This is a genomic window from Candidatus Poriferisodalis sp. (assembly GCF_965205175.1).
Classification (GTDB): Bacteria; Actinomycetota; Acidimicrobiia; order Acidimicrobiales; family Poriferisodalaceae; genus Poriferisodalis.
Map to the genome: position 1 here is coordinate 276,053 of NZ_OZ242038.1, position 15,133 is coordinate 291,185.

The 15,133-nt window shown below is 68.4% G+C and carries 17 protein-coding genes; 6 read left to right on the top strand and 11 right to left on the bottom strand.

All coding sequences use genetic code 11. The features are described 5' to 3' along the window. Window positions 1-46: 46 nt before the first annotated feature. From ACOGI4_RS01195 to ACOGI4_RS01210, 4 genes are all read left to right on the top strand, one after another. Entirely contained in the window at window positions 47-943 is an 897-nt protein-coding gene (locus ACOGI4_RS01195) for an AAA family ATPase (RefSeq protein ID WP_419842137.1), read from the top strand. Continuing rightward, window positions 936-2,117, top strand: coding sequence for a vWA domain-containing protein (locus ACOGI4_RS01200; protein WP_419842138.1), 1,182 nt, complete (start codon window positions 936-938; stop codon window positions 2,115-2,117). The genes ACOGI4_RS01195 and ACOGI4_RS01200 overlap by 8 nt, the downstream gene beginning before the upstream one ends. 70 nt (window positions 2,118-2,187) lie before the next feature. Further along, window positions 2,188-2,532, top strand: a complete 345-nt coding sequence (locus ACOGI4_RS01205) for a hypothetical protein (protein ID WP_419842139.1) — start codon at window positions 2,188-2,190, stop codon at window positions 2,530-2,532. A gap of 10 nt (window positions 2,533-2,542) precedes the next feature. After that, window positions 2,543-3,001 carry a hypothetical protein gene (locus ACOGI4_RS01210; protein ID WP_419842140.1) on the top strand — a complete coding sequence of 153 codons (459 nt, stop codon included), beginning with the start codon at window positions 2,543-2,545 and terminating at the stop codon, window positions 2,999-3,001. Between the two features lie 41 nt (window positions 3,002-3,042). On the opposite strand, the gene ACOGI4_RS01215 is transcribed toward ACOGI4_RS01210, so the two are convergent. Genes ACOGI4_RS01215 through ACOGI4_RS01265 form a run of 11 tightly spaced genes read right to left on the bottom strand, consistent with a single transcriptional unit; the run spans window position 3,043 to window position 10,081 of the window. Then, on the bottom strand, window positions 3,043-3,411 hold the full coding sequence (locus ACOGI4_RS01215; protein ID WP_419842141.1) for a hypothetical protein: 369 nt from the start codon (window positions 3,409-3,411) through the stop codon (window positions 3,043-3,045). Next, window positions 3,408-3,707, bottom strand: coding sequence for a hypothetical protein (locus ACOGI4_RS01220; RefSeq protein ID WP_419842142.1), 300 nt, complete (start codon window positions 3,705-3,707; stop codon window positions 3,408-3,410). The genes ACOGI4_RS01215 and ACOGI4_RS01220 overlap by 4 nt, the downstream gene beginning before the upstream one ends. 1 nt (window position 3,708) lies before the next feature. Continuing rightward, window positions 3,709-3,972, bottom strand: coding sequence for a hypothetical protein (locus ACOGI4_RS01225; RefSeq protein WP_419842143.1), 264 nt, complete (start codon window positions 3,970-3,972; stop codon window positions 3,709-3,711). Between the two features lie 16 nt (window positions 3,973-3,988). Then, window positions 3,989-4,216 (bottom strand): hypothetical protein, encoded by a 228-nt coding sequence (locus ACOGI4_RS01230; RefSeq protein WP_419842144.1) that lies wholly within the window; start codon window positions 4,214-4,216, stop codon window positions 3,989-3,991. Further along, the gene (locus tag ACOGI4_RS01235; RefSeq protein ID WP_419842145.1) at window positions 4,216-4,479 is read right to left on the bottom strand and encodes a hypothetical protein; all 264 of its coding nucleotides are present in this window, start codon (window positions 4,477-4,479) and stop codon (window positions 4,216-4,218) included. The genes ACOGI4_RS01230 and ACOGI4_RS01235 overlap by 1 nt, the downstream gene beginning before the upstream one ends. Window positions 4,480-4,489: 10 nt before the next feature. Continuing rightward, the gene (locus tag ACOGI4_RS01240) at window positions 4,490-5,074 is read right to left on the bottom strand and encodes an SRPBCC family protein (protein WP_419842146.1); all 585 of its coding nucleotides are present in this window, start codon (window positions 5,072-5,074) and stop codon (window positions 4,490-4,492) included. Further along, on the bottom strand, window positions 5,074-6,018 hold the full coding sequence (locus tag ACOGI4_RS01245) for an XdhC family protein (RefSeq protein WP_419842147.1): 945 nt from the start codon (window positions 6,016-6,018) through the stop codon (window positions 5,074-5,076). Before ACOGI4_RS01245 ends, ACOGI4_RS01240 begins: the two co-directional genes overlap by 1 nt. Continuing rightward, window positions 6,015-8,396: an aerobic carbon-monoxide dehydrogenase large subunit gene (locus ACOGI4_RS01250; RefSeq protein WP_419842148.1), complete on the bottom strand. Its 2,382-nt coding sequence runs from the start codon at window positions 8,394-8,396 to the stop codon at window positions 6,015-6,017. Before ACOGI4_RS01250 ends, ACOGI4_RS01245 begins: the two co-directional genes overlap by 4 nt. Window position 8,397: 1 nt before the next feature. After that, entirely contained in the window at window positions 8,398-8,946 is a 549-nt protein-coding gene (locus ACOGI4_RS01255) for a (2Fe-2S)-binding protein (protein WP_419842149.1), read from the bottom strand. 1 nt (window position 8,947) lies between these two features. Then, the gene (locus ACOGI4_RS01260; RefSeq protein WP_419842150.1) at window positions 8,948-9,823 is read right to left on the bottom strand and encodes an FAD binding domain-containing protein; all 876 of its coding nucleotides are present in this window, start codon (window positions 9,821-9,823) and stop codon (window positions 8,948-8,950) included. Window positions 9,824-9,826: 3 nt separating this feature from the next. Next, complete coding sequence (locus ACOGI4_RS01265) at window positions 9,827-10,081, bottom strand: hypothetical protein (protein WP_419842151.1); 255 nt, start codon at window positions 10,079-10,081, stop codon at window positions 9,827-9,829. A 195-nt stretch (window positions 10,082-10,276) separates the two neighbouring features. On the opposite strand from ACOGI4_RS01265, the gene ACOGI4_RS01270 reads away from it, so the two are divergent. Further along, window positions 10,277-10,837, top strand: a complete 561-nt coding sequence (locus tag ACOGI4_RS01270; RefSeq protein ID WP_419842152.1) for a DUF2269 family protein — start codon at window positions 10,277-10,279, stop codon at window positions 10,835-10,837. A gap of 74 nt (window positions 10,838-10,911) precedes the next feature. Next, window positions 10,912-15,123 (top strand): AAA domain-containing protein, encoded by a 4,212-nt coding sequence (locus ACOGI4_RS01275; protein ID WP_419842153.1) that lies wholly within the window; start codon window positions 10,912-10,914, stop codon window positions 15,121-15,123. Window positions 15,124-15,133: the final 10 nt, after the last annotated feature.

The following is a 15,133-nucleotide window of genomic DNA, read 5'->3' on the forward strand; positions in this document are numbered from 1 at the left end:
TGCGTCGACGTCGTTGCTGACTGCAGTTGCACAGATACCCACTTCCATGACGGGCGACCAGCCGCTCGGCGAGATGCCGTCCAGCGTGGCAGACCTCCAAGCACGGCTGCGCGCAGCCGGCTACCTAGCCGGACGCGGCGCAGCCACAGCGACGTTCATCGCCATGCGGCTGGGTCGGCCGATCCTGCTTGAGGGAGAGGTCGGCGTCGGCAAGACCGAGATGGCCAAGTGCTTGGCACAGATCGGCGGGCGACAGCTCATCCGGCTGCAGTGCTACGAGGGCATCGACACCTACCAAGCCCTGTACGAGTGGGACTACGCGCGTCAGATGCTGCACGTCCGAGCGCTGTCGGAGGCCGAGCTGGCCGGTGCCGGCGCAGTGAGCGGCCTGTACGGCCCGGAATTCCTCATCGAGCGGCCCCTCCTGTCGGCAATCAAGGCCGGCAGCGATGCGGTGCTGCTCATCGACGAGATCGACCGCGCCGACGACGAGTTCGAGGCTTTCTTGCTGGAACTGCTGTCGGACTTCCAGATCACCATCCCCGAGGTCGGCACGGTCGCTGCGGCGGGCAGGCCGTTGGTGGTGCTGACCTCGAATCGCACGCGCGAGCTGCACGATGCCCTCAAGCGGAGATGCCTGTATCACTGGATCGGCTACCCCAGCTTCGACGAGGAAATCGAGATCGTTCGTCTGCGGGCGCCCGGCGCGGTGGCGACGCTGGCCCGCAAAGTGGTGGCGGCAGTGCAGCAGTTACGCGCCATGGACCTCGCCAAGCCCCCGGGAGTGGCCGAGACCTTGGACTGGGTCGGGGCGCTGGGAGCGCTGGGCGCTGACGATCTGAACGCCCAAGCCGCGGCCGACACCATCGGCGCCGTCGTCAAGGATCGCGACGACCTCCAGCTCGTCTCCGCGGGACTCGACCGTCTGGTCGTCGATGGCTGACGCCGCTTTCGGCTCGACTGTGGCGGCGGCGCGCCATGCCGGCGGCGACGCCGGTGTCGAGTTCAGCGAACACCTCGTCGGTTTCGGTCATGCCCTGCGCGGCGAGGGTCTCCCGCTGGGCACCGACAGCGTCATCGCGTTCTGCACCGCGGTCTCGCAGCTCACGCCGAGCGACCTCGCAGACGTCTACTGGGCCGGCCGGACCACGCTGGTGCGTCGCCGCGACCACCTGCCGCTCTACGACGAGGTGTTCGGACGCCACTTCTTGGGCCACGCCGCCGGGCATGGACCCGAGGACACCTCGAGCGTGCCGAACGCGCACGGCACGGGCGGCACGCTCAACGTGCCGGACAGCGAACCTGGCGCCGAATCCAGCGACGACGGCGCGATGGTGCTCGGACGTCAGGCCTCAGGGATCGAGATCGAGCGCAACAAGCGCTTCGCCGAGTGTGCGCCGGCCGAGCTTGCGGCGCTGCGAAGGATCATGGCGCAGGTCAGGCTCGAACCGCCTCGGCGGCGCTCGCGACGGCAGCGCTCAGATCCAGCAGGCGCACGACTGGACATCCGTCGGATGGCACGCGACGCCGTGCGCCTCAGCCACAGCGCCCCCGCCGTGTCACGACTCGGCAGATGCGAACGGCCCCGCCCGCTGGTGCTGATGCTGGACGTCTCCGGGTCCATGGCGGACTACTCGCGAAACCTGCTGCAGTTCGCGTACTCGATGCGACGAGCGGCCCAGAAGGTGGAGGTGTTCTGCTTCGGCACCCGGCTGACACGCATCACGCCCGCACTGGACCGGCGCAATCCCGACGACGCCATGCGGCTGGCCGCCGAACGCGTCCTGGACTGGGACGGCGGCACGCAGATCGGCGCGTCGCTGGAGACGTTCATTCGTAGGTGGGGGCGCCAAGGGCTCAGCCGCGGCGCGACGGTCGTGATCTGCTCCGACGGATTGGACCGTGGCGAGCCCGCAGCCTTGGCCGGCGCCACGGAACGGCTCGGCCGGCTCTGCCATCGCATCGTCTGGATGAATCCGCTCGTCGGCGACGACACCGCGACGCTGCCGAACACGCTGGGCATGATGGCTGCAGGCCCGTTCATCGACCGTCTCGAATCGGGTCACGACTTGGACAGCCTCGAACGGTTCGCCGTCGCACTGGCACAGGTCGGCTGAAGCGAGTACACGCAGTGTGATTCCCCGACGGGGGCGGCCCCATGATTCAAGCCCGAAACACGAGACCCCGATGAGCCGGTGGAGCGTCTCGGTCCAAGCCGAGGGGGATCGGCCGGTGACGCTCGACGAGGTGGTCGCGCTCGCAGATGCCGTCGCGCCGCTCGACGGCATCGCCTCCGGGGTGGGCACGCCGGCCTACGGCGCTCAGATCGTGATCGAGGCGCTGCATGCAGATGCCGCTGTGGAGGCTGCGCTGAGTGCATTCGCCGACGCCGCTCGCGCTGCTGGTCTGCCCGACTGGCCGGCGACTCGGGCCGAGGTGGTCAGTGAAGACGACATCGCCGCCGACCCGATGTGGTTCGACGACCCAGCACTCCCTGACCCCGGGTCCGGCGACCCTGCGCTCGGCGGCTGATTCGGACCCGATGATCCGCCTCGGCTCGCTCGCCGGCTACCCGTTCGAAGGGCCGCGGGTGCTGGGCGGCTGGACACCGCCTCCGGTGGCGGCCGTGTTCGCGATCCTGTATCGGGCCGATCCGCACGGCGCGCCGCGCGCCTACGCCGTGATCGACGTCGACCACGCAGATGACCTGCGCGATGCCGGGCTGCCGTTCGGTCACGAACGTGCCAAATGCTGGGAGCAGCGCGCCGGCAACAAGTGGAATCTCCACATCTGCACCTACGAAGTCCCGGGCGGTAGGCGCTCCCATCGCGAGCAGATCGTCCAAGAGCTGGTGGCCGTGTACCGCCCCGGGTGCTCGCCCGAGCAGTTCGACCAGCATTGGGAAGAGGAGTGGATCGGCAGCTACCGGGCGACCACAGCCGGTCCGCTCACCACCGCCCGCGACCTCGACGGCTCAGCCCCGGGCCAGCGTCCCGGCTGACCGCCGAGAGACAGCCAGCTGCGTGAGCCGGGCGCAGGCGGCTAGGTCTGCTCAGGTCGATAGCCGACAGCGTCGTGCAGCCGGCTGCGTCGTGTGCCGGACGCGGGCTGAGCCGGCACCGGTTCGCGAGGCTCGGGCACCGGCTCATAGGTCGCCCCGGCCACGATGCCTTCGGCCATGCCGTACAGCAGCGGCAAGGCACCAGCGATGACGCCGCTGGTGTTGTTGATGCGTTCGACGCCCGGCTCGACGGCTTCGGCATCGGCGGAGACCTTCTGCACGATCTGCGAGCACTCCTCAAGCAGCGTGGCAATACGCGTCAGCTGACTGCCCACGACGTACAGGTAGAACGCGAGGCCTGCAATCAACAGACCGATCAGCACGACCGAGAGCACCACCAGCGTCGTCATGATCGCACCCGTTCGAGTACTCGGCCCAGGAACAGATGATGCTCCAGGCCTTCGGAGAGCACTGCGTCGACCTGGTCTGCGGTCTGGGCGATGAGCGCAGTGTCGCTGGTGTTGGCTGCGGCACGCTGGAGTGTGTCGCGGATCGTTCGCACGCGGCGTTCAATCGTGCGGACGAGCAGCACCAGCGTGGTGAGCAGCGCCACGACTGCCGCGATCACCACGAATCCGCCGATGACGACCCCCCACCAGAGGTTCTCTTGGGTGTCGGTCAGGCCCATCAGCGCTGTGAGCGTCATGTCAGCCTCCCAGTCGAGTGCGGCCGCGCCGCAAGCCGGCCACGATGGTCGATGCGGATTCGATGGTCGCGTGCAGCTCGCCCAGCGCTGCGGTGTTGGTAACGGCGTCCTCCAGCGCGTCGTCGATCTCCGCGGCTCGCCGGCCGATCGAACGAGCGAGCAGGAGAATCGGCACAACGAGAGCCACTACGGCGACCACTGCGGCGATGCCGATCACGTAGCCGACCGTCCAGCCGGTGGTGGAGGCTTGGGCGAGCATCATCATCACGAGACTCCCTTCCTCAGATCGATTCGCAGAAGTCCCGCACGGGCTGGAGCGTCGAGTTCACCGACGGCACCACGGTCGGGACCGTGGACGTGCGATCGGCGATCGCCCGCACACCCCCGGCGACCTGCACCAGCGTGCGGTGGACGGCTCGCAGGTGGAGCACCACGCGCAACAGCCCGACAGCGGCCGCCACGAGGATCAGGCCGCCGACGATGACGGTGAACCAGGCAACAGCAGGCATCAGTCCTCCTCCGGTCCCAAGAGCTTCCCGACCGATCCGGCGTAGCGCACGGCGCCGTCGGCCACCGCTTCGATCGATCGGTCAGTGGTCGCGAGCAGCTCGGGTGTTGACTCGAGCGCTCCGGCGGCCGCCACGCCGCCGGCCAAGATGTCGTCGCCGGCTTTGCGAATCCGCTCGACAGCGGCCAGCACCCGGTTCAGCAGCGCCACTGCGACCGGCACGACCACCAGCAGCAGGATCAGGTTTCCGATCCACCACAGCACGACAGCCTCCTCACACAGCCTCGGGACGGTACGGCAGGACGAAACGGCGCCACACTCTCGCCAGCCCCATGCGCGCAGCACGCAGGCCGATGGAGATGCCGCTGGCAGACCGGGCGCCGCCGACCTGGTCGGGGTCGCGGCCCTCAGACATCGCGGTGAGCCGGTTCGCCACACTGGACGCAAAGTCGCGCAGCAGCACTGCGGTGACGTCGCTGACGAGTCCGCGTCCGTACTGTGCAGCGGCGCCGGAGAGCTGCAAGTCCATCGCGACCTCGACGTTGGTGCCGCCGGACACGGGCGCGAGCACCACCTCCAGCGCCAGCGTCGCTTGCCCGCGACCCTTTCGGTCCGCACCGGCGGCAGCGACCGAGATCGTTCGGGCCGACTCGTCCCGCTGGGTGATCTTTGCGTCGCCGTCGAAGTCCAGCTTGACCGGACCCAGGCCGATGGCCACCGTGCCGCCGTAGTGGTCCTCGGCAAGTTCCTCGGTCAGGTCCGCACCGGGCAGGCACGCCGCGACCTGCGGCACGTCGCCGAAGAAGTCCCACACCGCTTCGGGCGGCTGAGCGACATGAAACTGCTGCGCGAGCTGCATCAGGCAACTCCCCGTTGACGTGCGTAGGACGTCCGGCACCCCGCGCAGCAGAAGTAGAAGGTTCCCTCGGCCAGCTCCAGCGACGCGGCAGCCGCATCTACCTCGACGGTCATGCCGCAGACAGGATCGACCGCAGTGGGCCTCGCAGCAGCGCGTGGTGCGATCCGGACAGCGAACGCGCCCTGTGCGCGCAGCTGCACCAGCTCGGCCAGGATGGACACTGCCACCTCCTTGTGGGTGGTGCTGCCGAGATCGAGGCCTGCGGGCACCCGTACTGTCTCGATCTGGTCGTCGCCGAAGCCCTGTTCTGCGAGTCGAGCCCGGATGCTGTGGCCGCGCCGGTCCGACGCCACCAGGCCGACGTAGGCCGGCCCCGCTTTGAGTCCCGCTGCCAGCACCTCTTCGTCGCCGTGGCCTTGCGTGGCCACCACGAGGATCGACTGCGCGCTCAGCAGCCCTTCGCTGAAGCCCGAACCGCTGACCAGCTCGACACGCCAGTCGAGCTGTCGGGCCAACGCGGCCAGCGTGGTCGCCATCGGCGAGCTTCCCACGATCACCAGGTGCGGAACGGCCACGACCGGCTCCAAGTAGATCTGCAGGGCGCCTTCGCTCTGGCAGGACATGGCGACCGCGGCGGCACCCTGAGGGAGATCGCCGAAACGATCGCTCGCGCCGAGCGCCAGCAGCCTTGGCGTTCCGGCTTCGAGCGTTGCAATGGCCTCCCGAATGAACACCGGCTCCGCGCACGCTCCGCCGATCCAGCCGTGCATCTCACCCGACGCCGTGTAGATGGCACGAGATCCTCGCTGCCCCGAAGTCGGGCCTTCGCGCCAGACCACCGTCGCCAGCACGAACGCCTCGCCGCTGCGTGCCAGCTCGGTGGCGCGCTCCAGCACGCCCCAGCCTTCGACCGGCTGATGCGCGCCGAACTCGGGGTCGGTCATGGCTCGGTGCGCACCGGCGGCGCGCCGGAGACGTCGCTGCTCGTGGTGATGGCCTGATGCACGCGGTCGGGCAGCAGCGGCATGTCGATGTTGCGCACTCCGGCATCGCCGATGGCGTCGATGACGGCGTTCACGAACGCCGCCGGGCCGCCGACGGTGGCGCATTCCCCGATGCCCTTGGCCCCGATGGGGTGATGCGGGCACGGGGTCACGACTTCGTGCAGCTCGAAGCCCGGCGTCTCCCACGCAGTCGGCAGCAGGTAGTCCATGTAGTTCGAGCCGATGCAGTTGCCGTCCTCGTCGAAGGTGATGAACTGCATGTTGGCCATGGCGTAGGCCTCGGTCAGGCCGCCCATGATCTGGCCCTCGACGATCATCGGGTTGATGCGCACGCCGCAGTCGTCCACGGCCACGACCCGCAACACGTCCCACACGCCGGTCTCGGGATCCACCTCGACCGTTGCGATGTAGCAGGCGAACGGCCACGTGAGGTTCGGCGGGTCGTAGTAGGCGTTGTTCTCGAGGCCGGGTTCCATGCCGTCGGGCATGTTGGAGTAGGCAGCCACTGCGCATTCCTGGATGGTCACGCCTCGGTCGGGGGCGCCTCGGACCGAGAAACGCCCGAGCTCCCACTCGATGTCCTCTTCGGAGACTTCCAGCAGGTGCGCCGCGATCTTGCGGGCCTTGGCGCGAATCTTGCGCGAGACCATGGCCACCGCGGCGCCCGCGACCGGGGTGCTGCGCGAGGCGTAGGTGCCCATGCCGAACGGTGCCGTGTCGGTGTCGCCTTCCTCGACGAGCACGTCGGCGGCTGGAATGCCCAGCTCGTGGGCGACGATCTGCGCCCACGTCGTCTCGTGGCCCTGGCCTTGGGTCTTGGCGCCCGTGCGCAGCAGCGCCTTGCCCGTCATGTGGACTCTCAGCTCTGCCGAGTCGAACATCTTGATGCCCAAGATGTCGTACTCGCGGCTGTTGCCAGCGCCGAGCGGCTCAGTCATGGTCGAGATGCCGATGCCCAGCAGACGGCCCCGCTGCCGGGCTTCTTCCTTGCGGCGCAGAAAGTCCTCGTAGCCGATCGCTTCGAGGCCTACATCGAGACACTTGGCGTACTGGCCGGAGTCGGTCAGGAACCCGAACGGCGTGCGATGAGGGAAGTCGTCGTCACGCACCAGGTTGATGCGGCGGAACTCGGCCTGGTCCATGCCGAGGTCGCGGGCTGCGGCCTGCACCATGCGCTCCTGGAAGTACATCGCTTCGGTGACGCGGAACGAGCATCGGTACGCGACCCCGCCGGGGGCCTTGTTGGTGTAGACGCCCTGTGCAGTGAGGTGCGCTGCGGGAATGTCGTAGCAGCTGAACGCCGAGTGCATCAGGCCGATCTTGAACTTGCTCGGCTGGGCATCGGAGAAGAAGGCGCCGTGGTCGGAGTCGGTGTGCATGCGCACGCCGAGGATGCGACCGTCGCCGCGCAGCGCCATCTCGCCCTTCAGATAGACGTCGCGGCCGAAGCCGGTGGAGATGAGGTTGCCGCTCTTGTCCTCGATCCACTTGACCGGGCGCTCCAACAGGATCGAGGCCAGGATCGACGCGACGTAGCCGGGGTAGACCGGCACCTTGTTGCCGAAGCCGCCGCCCAAGTCGGGCGCGACGATGCGAATCATGTGCTCGGGCAGCTCGGCCACCAGCGCCACCGCAGCCCGGATGATGTGCGGCGCCTGGGTGGTCATGTACACCGTGAGCTTGGAGGTGGCCCGGTCGAAGTCGGCAATGGACCCGCACGCCTCGATGGGCGACGGGTGCGAGCGGGGGTAGTGCATCTCGATGGCCGAGACCACGTCCGCCTCGGCGAACGCGCGGTCGGTGCCCCTGCGGTCGCCCACCTCCCAGTCGAAGATCACGTTGGAGTCCTGACCCGCCTTGTCGTCACGGATCAGCGGGGCGTCGGGGGCCAGCGCCTGGGTCGGGTTGACGATGGCGGGCAGCGGTTCGTAGTCGACCACGATCGCTTCGCAGCCGTCCTTGGCGATGTAGGGGTCGTCGGCGATGACGCAAGCGACTTCTTGGCCTTGGAATCGCACCTTGTCGGTGGCGAGCACGGCTTGGGTGTCATAGGAGAGCGTCGGCATCCATGCCAGATTCCGGGCGGCCATCATCTCGCCCGTGAGCACCAGCCGAACACCGCTGATGGCCCAAGCAGCGCTGACGTCGATGGACTTGATGCGGGCGTGTGCGAGCGGGCTGCGCAGGATCTCCATGTGCAGCATGCCGGGCAGCGTGATGTCGTCGACGTAATTGCCCTTGCCGCGGATGAAGCGGTTGTCCTCGACTCTGCGGCGGCTGGCGCCGAGCCCGCCGATCTTGATCTCGTCGAGTGCCATGTCAGCCCTCCCCGCCGCCGCTGTCGGGCGCCGCATCGCTGAGCTTGTCGGCGGCCCACATCACCGCCTTGACGATGTTCTGGTAGCCGGTGCAGCGGCACAGATTGCCCGACAGCGCCCAGCGGATGTCATCCTCGCTGGGGTTGGGGTTCTCCGCCAGCAGCGCCTTGGCGCACAGCATCATGCCGGGGGTGCAAAAGCCACACTGCAGGCCGTGCTCGTCCTTGAAGCCCTCCTGGATCGGGTGCAGCTCGCTCGCCGTCGCCAAGCCTTCGACCGTCAGAATCTCGTGGCCGTCGGCTTGGACGGCGAGCATCGTGCAGCTCTTGACCGGCGTGCCGTCGTAGAGCACGGTGCAGGCGCCGCAGTTGGTGGTGTCGCAGCCGGTGTGCGTGCCTGTCAGCCCGAAGCCGTTACGCAGCAGGTGCGCCAGCAGCAGCCGCGGCTCGACGTCGGCGGCTCGCCGGTCGCCGTTCACGGTCAGGCTCACTCGGCGCACCGGCACGTCGTCGGCGACGCTAGGCGGCACCTCTTCGAACAGTGTGCTCATCTCAGGCCGCCTTCTGCTGGGACTGGCGAATCTGCGCCCCGATGCGCCGCACGAACGTGGCCACCACATGGCGCTTGTACTCCGCGCTGCCGCGGTGGTCGGTACGCGGCTGTGCCGCCTGCGCCGCCAGGCGGGCGGCCTCGTCGACCGCCTCGGCTTCGAGCGAGGTGCCCAGCAGGGCCGCAGCCGCGTCGGCGGCGCTGATGGTGGCAGGCCCGACCCCGGTCAGCCCGATGCCCGCCCGGGCAACGCTGCTGCCGGACTGCTCCACGGAGACGGCCACGCCGACCGTGGCGAAATCGCCGACCCGTCGTTCCAGCTTGAGATAGCCGCCGGCGCGGGTGCCCACCGGCGGCGGCACGACGGCCTCGACCGCAACTTCGTCAGCAGCGAGCACGGTCTGAAACGGGCCTTCGATGAGGTCCCGCACCGCCACGGTTCGCCGGCCGTTGGGACCTTGGGCCACGACGGCGCCGTCCAGCGACACCATCACCGACGCCCAGTCGCCTTGCGGGTCGGCATGGCATACCGAGCCCACCAAGGTCCCCCGGGTGCGCACCAGCGGGTCAGCAACCAGCGGTGCCGCCGCGGCGATGGTGGGCTGATGGCCGCCCAGCGTCGCTGACTTCTCAAGGTCGGCGTGCCGGCAGAGCGCACCGATGCGGTACGTGCCGTCGGGATCGGCGCGGTGGTAGCCGAGGCCGTCGATGCCGTTGATGTCCACCAGCATCGCCGGCGCAGCGAATCGCAGCTTCATCATCGGGATGAGGCTCTGGCCGCCCGCCAACACCTTCGCTTCACCCTGCGCCGCGGCCAGCAGTCCGATCGCTTCGTCGACCGTAGAGGGAGCTTCGTAGCCGAAGCGAGACGGGTACATGCCTCAGCCCTTCGGGGTTTGGCTGCCGGGTCCGTGCGGATCCGGCACCGCTCGCGGCAGCGAGTCCGCATCGGGATCGGGGCGACGCTGCTGGTGCGGAGGCCACGGCCCCTGCACCGGCTGTCCGGCGACCTTGAGATAGTCGATGAGCTGGGGCCACGCCCAGATGGTGGGGCTTGGCCCTTCGGCGGGCGTGCCTTCGATGACTTCGTACAAGCGCGGGTTCCCAGCGCTGCGGCCTGACGATTCGATCGGCATCGACCCCCCTTCCCCCAGAGGCTTCCCAAAGCTTCCCCAACGGGCCCGTCCCAAGGGCTGCTTGCGCAAGAGCCTGAGCTCCCGAAAACACTCAGGTGCGCTGGCGCGACACGGCGCAATGTAGCACCGCTGCGCGGACGGCGTAGCACCGCTGCCCGGGCGGTTCGGACACGTCGTGGCGGCCATACTCGCGGCGTGGCACTTAGCGACATGTGCTCGCTGTTGGCGGCCGGCTTCAACTCCGGCTGGTACCAAGCCGTGCTGGTGGTTCACCTCGCGGGGGCGATCGTGGGGTTCGGCGGAAGCGCCTTGGGCACGGTGATGCTGCGCAGAGCGTGGTCCGAGGGGCCAGAGGCCGTCGGCGCCGTGAGGCGGTCGGCGGAGTTCGGCACGTCTCGCCTCACCGACGTCGCCGCGTATGTGGCGGGGATTGCCGGCGTCGTCGCCGTGCTGGTGGACGATCGCTGGAGCTTCCGGCAAGGCTGGGTGACCGCGGCGTTCGTCCTGTACTTCGCGTGGGCCGCAATCGCCCACGGCGCGCTGCGCCCCACGAGCGCCAAGCTGGCCGAGGCACTGGACGCGGTCGCTGTGGAAGCCGCCAATGATGTAGACGCCGAGCAAGCTGGCGCGCCACCCGGCGACTCACGGCCCAACGACGTGCTGCGGCTGCGCAAGCGGGCCGAGCGCTGGGCCATCGCCAGCAATCTGGTCATCGTGGCCGCCATCGTCGTGATGGTGACCAAGCCCGGCTTGTAGGGCCCGGCTTGTAGGCACCCCGTCAGCCGCACGGACCGGCGGCGCGAGCGACCGCTGGCTACGATGCTGCGCCGATGACACTGCCCGACCCGGGATCGGGCCCGGGATTGAGCGACGAGTCGAGCGAGGGATCGAACGACACGCCGCACAGCCGCGATGATTCGGCTGCGGCTGGGCGGGTCGAAGCGGTGCGTACCGCCGCCCGACGGTGGCGAGAAGACCTGTTGGACGCCAGCGGCCGCAGTCGACTGCGCCACTTCCGAGACCTGAAGACCGGCACGCTCGATCTCACGCCTGACTCACCGGCCGGCGCCCGCGCAGCGGCCGTGGACCGGCTGCTCGCCGGCAAGAAGCTGCGACTGAGCGACATCTACCCGAAGGTTTCGCTGGATGCGGCTGAGCCGGATGCAGCGGCTGCCACACGCTCAGCACCGTTCGAGGACGCGCGACGACGCATGACGGCGATTCGCAAGACGTCGCTGGCAAACCTCGAGGAGAAGGGCATCACCACCTGCTTCGCGGCAATCGGCCTCGCTACCTGGAGCGTCGCGCAGGGGTCGGCGCCCAACGCACCGGTGATCCTCGTGCCGCTGGACACCGCAGCCACCGGGGCTGCCACACGCGACTTCGAAATCTGCATCGCGGGCGATGCCCACCTGAACCCGGTACTGGCGCACCTCCTGCGCAGCGAGCACGGCATCCACACCGACCAGATCGACGCCGATGTCGCCGAGGAGGCGCCGACGTCGCTCGGCGATTTCGAGCACCTCTTCGACAGGCTGATCACAGCGTGGAGCAGCCTCGCCGGGTTGGCCGTCGAACTGCGGATCGTGATCAGCAATTTCTCGTACTCGACGATGCCGCTGGTGCAGGATCTCGACAACAACGCCGAGGTCTTCGCGCAGAACGATCTGGTGGCCGCGATTGCCGGGGACCCATCCGCCCGCGAGTCGTTGTCGGCCGGCTTCTGTGACCCGAGTCCGAGTCAGCCGAACGTGGATCCGCCGGGGTCGGAGTTTCTGATCCTCGACGCAGACTCCAGCCAGCACCTTGCCATCAATCGAATTCTGGGCGGCGAGTCCGTGGTGATCCAGGGTCCGCCGGGCACCGGCAAGTCGCAGACCATCTCCAATCTGATCGGAGCGCTGGCCGCTCACGACAAGCGCGTGCTGTTCGTCGCAGAGAAACGGGCAGCAATCGAGGCGGTCACCAAGCGTTTGAACGCCGTCGGCTTGGGCGATCTCGTCATGGACCTCCACGGCGGCGTCACCTCGCGCCGGAAGTTCGCGAGCAGCCTCGCGGACTCGCTCGACGACATCGCGCAGATTGCCGCCCAAGACCACACGAAGCTGCACCGAAGGCTGCAAGAGCGTCGAGACACCTTGCTCGCCCAGAAGGCCGCCGTTCACGAGCGGCGCGAGCCGTGGGATATCAGCGTGTTCGAGATGCGTCAGCAGCTGCTCGGCGTGCCTGTCGAAGCGCGGACCGAGCTGCGTGTGTCGTCCGCAGCAGCCGGCCAGATCGATCGGGAACGCTTCGAGCGCCTGAGCGAACAGATCACCGAGTGGATCGACCTCGACGGCCATGAACTGCCGCAGAGGTATCCGGAGTGGTCCCGCAGCAACATCGAGACCGCAGCACAGGCCCAAGCCGCATTCGAGCGGATCCGCGAACTCTCCCAGCAGCAGTTCGCTTCGGCCAGCGCGGCGATGGCGTCGTGCTTCGACGACATCGGCATCGGCGCGACGGCGGCGGTGGCAACATGGGCCGAAGCGTTGGACTCGCTCTGCGACATCCGCGACACACTCGACGATCACCAGGCCGAGCTGTACCGGCTCGACCATGCTGGACTGCACCTCACGCTCGCACCGACGCGCACGTCCAGGTGGGCCCGTACACGCAAGCGGCTGTTCTCGCCCGCGTACCGACGGGCGCGCAAGGCGGTGCGCTCGACGCTGCGTTCGCCGGCAGCGCTGTCGTTCGCGGCTGCCCTCGACGTGCTCGAACGCGCCGAGCGCGACGTGTCGGCCTGGGCCGCCATGGGTGCTGAGGGGACGCCTCGCGTGCCGCAGGAGCTGGAGGCAGCCCTCGACTGCTGGGCGGGCGCGAGCGAGAGTATCGCAGCTCTGCTCGACCACGACATCTTGACCGACGAGGACATCGGATCAGCACCCGCAGCGCTCGCCGACACTTTGGACCGATTGGCGTCGAGTCCGGACGTGGCACGCAGGCTGCCGCGCATCCGTGAGCTGGAGTCGAGCCTGCGCGAGGCCGAAGTGATGTCGATCGCAGCGGCGGCAGGTCGCCGTTTCCCGGCGCAGCGAGCCGTGGAGGCCGTGAAGCACGCGTGGCTGTCTCGGGTCCTCGAGGAGCTGAGCTTCACCGATGAGCAGCTGTCCGGATTCGACAGCGACCGGATCGGCCGGATCCGCGAGGAGTACGCATCGTTCGACGCGGAGCATCGAGATGCAACGCCCGCACGTCTGCGGCGCCGAATAGCCGAGAGCGTCACCAAGGCCATGGATGCGCACCCCGAGCAAGCGACGCTGATCCGGGCCGAAGCCGGCAAGAAGCGCCGGCATCTCAGCATCCGCCAGCTGCTCGCCAAGGCATCCGACGTGCTGACCGGCTTGCGGCCGGGCTGGACCATGTCGCCAGTGCTCGCCGCCGAGATGATCCCGCCCGATGCCGGCATCTTCGACGAGGCGTCGCAGATCCCGCCGGCTGAGGCGATGGGCAGCCTGGCCCGTGCACCGCAAGCGGTGATCGCAGGCGACAGCCGCCAGCTGCCGCCCACCACGTTCTTCGGCCGCGACTTCGCGAGCGACGACCTCGACGCGGACGCCGAGGAAACCCTGCTGGCTCTCGACGACATCGAGTCGCTGCTCGACATCGCCAACGTCTTCCTGCGCGACACCATGCTCACCTGGCATTACCGCAGCCGTGACGACCGCCTCATCGCATTCTCCAACCGGCACATCTACAACGGATTGCTGACTGCGTTTCCCGGATGCACCACGGAGAGCCCGTTGAGCCATGACGTGGTGCCATTCCGCGCGCTTGCCGGGGTGAACGGCACCCGGTCGAATCCCGACGAGGCGGTGCTGGTGGCAGACCGCGTCCTGGCGCACGCGCAGCGTTTCCCCACGCAGACCCTCGGGGTGATCGCGTTCGGCCAAGCGCATGCCGATGCCATCGAAGAGGCGTTGCGGCTTGAACTGCGTGATCTCAACGACCCTGCGCTGGATCGGTTCTTCTCCGACGCGAACGAGGAACGCTTCTTCGTGAAGAACATCGAGCGGGTGCAGGGCGACGAGCGAGACGTCATCATGCTCAGCGTCGGCTACCACAAGGACGCCAACGGCAAGCTGCCCTATCGCTTCGGGCCGCTCAACCAGCAGGGAGGCGAACGCCGCCTCAACGTGGCAGTCACCAGAGCCCGTTCCCGAATCGTGCTGGTGTCGTCGTTCAGCCATCTCGACATGGCGCTAGGCCGTTCCAAGGCCCAAGGCGTCGAGCTGCTGCGGCAGTACCTCGAGTACGCGGCCAGCGGGGGGCAGGTCCTGGGCGCGGGCGGCAGCGGCGTGGCACTCAATCCGTTCGAGCTGTCGGTGAAGGCAGGCCTTGAGCGCCGCGCCATACCGGTGACGCCCCAGTTCGGCGTCTCCGGCTATCGGATCGACTTCGCGTGCGCTCACCCCGAGCGTCCCGGCCAGATGGTGCTGGCGGTCGAGGCCGACGGCGCCTCGTATCACTCCGCGCCGACTGAGCGAGACGCCGACCGTCTCCGCCAGCAGGTGCTAGAAGCGAAGGGGTGGAGCTTCCACCGCATCTGGTCCACTGCTTGGTTCAACGACCAGGAAGCCGAACTCGACAAGGCGGAGGCCGCGTGGCGCGAGGCCGTCCGCCGTGCCGACCCTGTCGAGAGACACCTTGCTGAGTGCCCCGATGAGCACCTTGATGGACGCATGGATGAGAGCATCGACGAACCTCTCGTCGAACGCATCGAGCACGTTGACGAGCGAGTCGCTGGACACCGCAAGACGAGCGCAGTCCAGCGCAAGCGGCGACCGGACGTGCCCAAGGTCGGCTCGCGCGGGTACGACAACATCTCCGATTACAGCAGCTCGCAGCTCGTGCGACTGGCCCAGTGGATCGAGTCGGACACGCTGCTGCGCACGGAGCACGACCTGATGCGCGAGATGATGACCGAACTCGGCTTCAGGCGGCGTGGCCAACGGATCAGCTTGGCACTCCAGACGGCGATCAAGGCTGCGCGCGCGTAGCGTCGGCACC

Bases quoted from the DNA above. Each gene is read 5' to 3' on its own strand.
- ACOGI4_RS01260 (WP_419842150.1), bottom strand. From the start codon at position 9,823: ATGTACCCGTCTCGCTTCGGCTACGAAGCTCCCTCTACGGTCGACGAA.
- ACOGI4_RS01210 (WP_419842140.1), top strand. From the start codon at position 2,543: ATGATCCGCCTCGGCTCGCTCGCCGGCTACCCGTTCGAAGGGCCGCGG.
- ACOGI4_RS01265 (WP_419842151.1), bottom strand. From the start codon at position 10,081: ATGCCGATCGAATCGTCAGGCCGCAGCGCTGGGAACCCGCGCTTGTAC.
- ACOGI4_RS01245 (WP_419842147.1), bottom strand. From the start codon at position 6,018: ATGACCGACCCCGAGTTCGGCGCGCATCAGCCGGTCGAAGGCTGGGGC.
- ACOGI4_RS01255 (WP_419842149.1), bottom strand. From the start codon at position 8,946: ATGAGCACACTGTTCGAAGAGGTGCCGCCTAGCGTCGCCGACGACGTG.
- ACOGI4_RS01240 (WP_419842146.1), bottom strand. From the start codon at position 5,074: ATGCAGCTCGCGCAGCAGTTTCATGTCGCTCAGCCGCCCGAAGCGGTG.
- ACOGI4_RS01220 (WP_419842142.1), bottom strand. From the start codon at position 3,707: ATGACGCTCACAGCGCTGATGGGCCTGACCGACACCCAAGAGAACCTC.
- ACOGI4_RS01200 (WP_419842138.1), top strand. From the start codon at position 936: ATGGCTGACGCCGCTTTCGGCTCGACTGTGGCGGCGGCGCGCCATGCC.
- ACOGI4_RS01230 (WP_419842144.1), bottom strand. From the start codon at position 4,216: ATGCCTGCTGTTGCCTGGTTCACCGTCATCGTCGGCGGCCTGATCCTC.
- ACOGI4_RS01205 (WP_419842139.1), top strand. From the start codon at position 2,188: ATGAGCCGGTGGAGCGTCTCGGTCCAAGCCGAGGGGGATCGGCCGGTG.
- ACOGI4_RS01275 (WP_419842153.1), top strand. From the start codon at position 10,912: ATGACACTGCCCGACCCGGGATCGGGCCCGGGATTGAGCGACGAGTCG.
- ACOGI4_RS01250 (WP_419842148.1), bottom strand. From the start codon at position 8,396: ATGGCACTCGACGAGATCAAGATCGGCGGGCTCGGCGCCAGCCGCCGC.
- ACOGI4_RS01195 (WP_419842137.1), top strand. From the start codon at position 47: ATGACGGGCGACCAGCCGCTCGGCGAGATGCCGTCCAGCGTGGCAGAC.
- ACOGI4_RS01215 (WP_419842141.1), bottom strand. From the start codon at position 3,411: ATGACGACGCTGGTGGTGCTCTCGGTCGTGCTGATCGGTCTGTTGATT.
- ACOGI4_RS01225 (WP_419842143.1), bottom strand. From the start codon at position 3,972: ATGATGATGCTCGCCCAAGCCTCCACCACCGGCTGGACGGTCGGCTAC.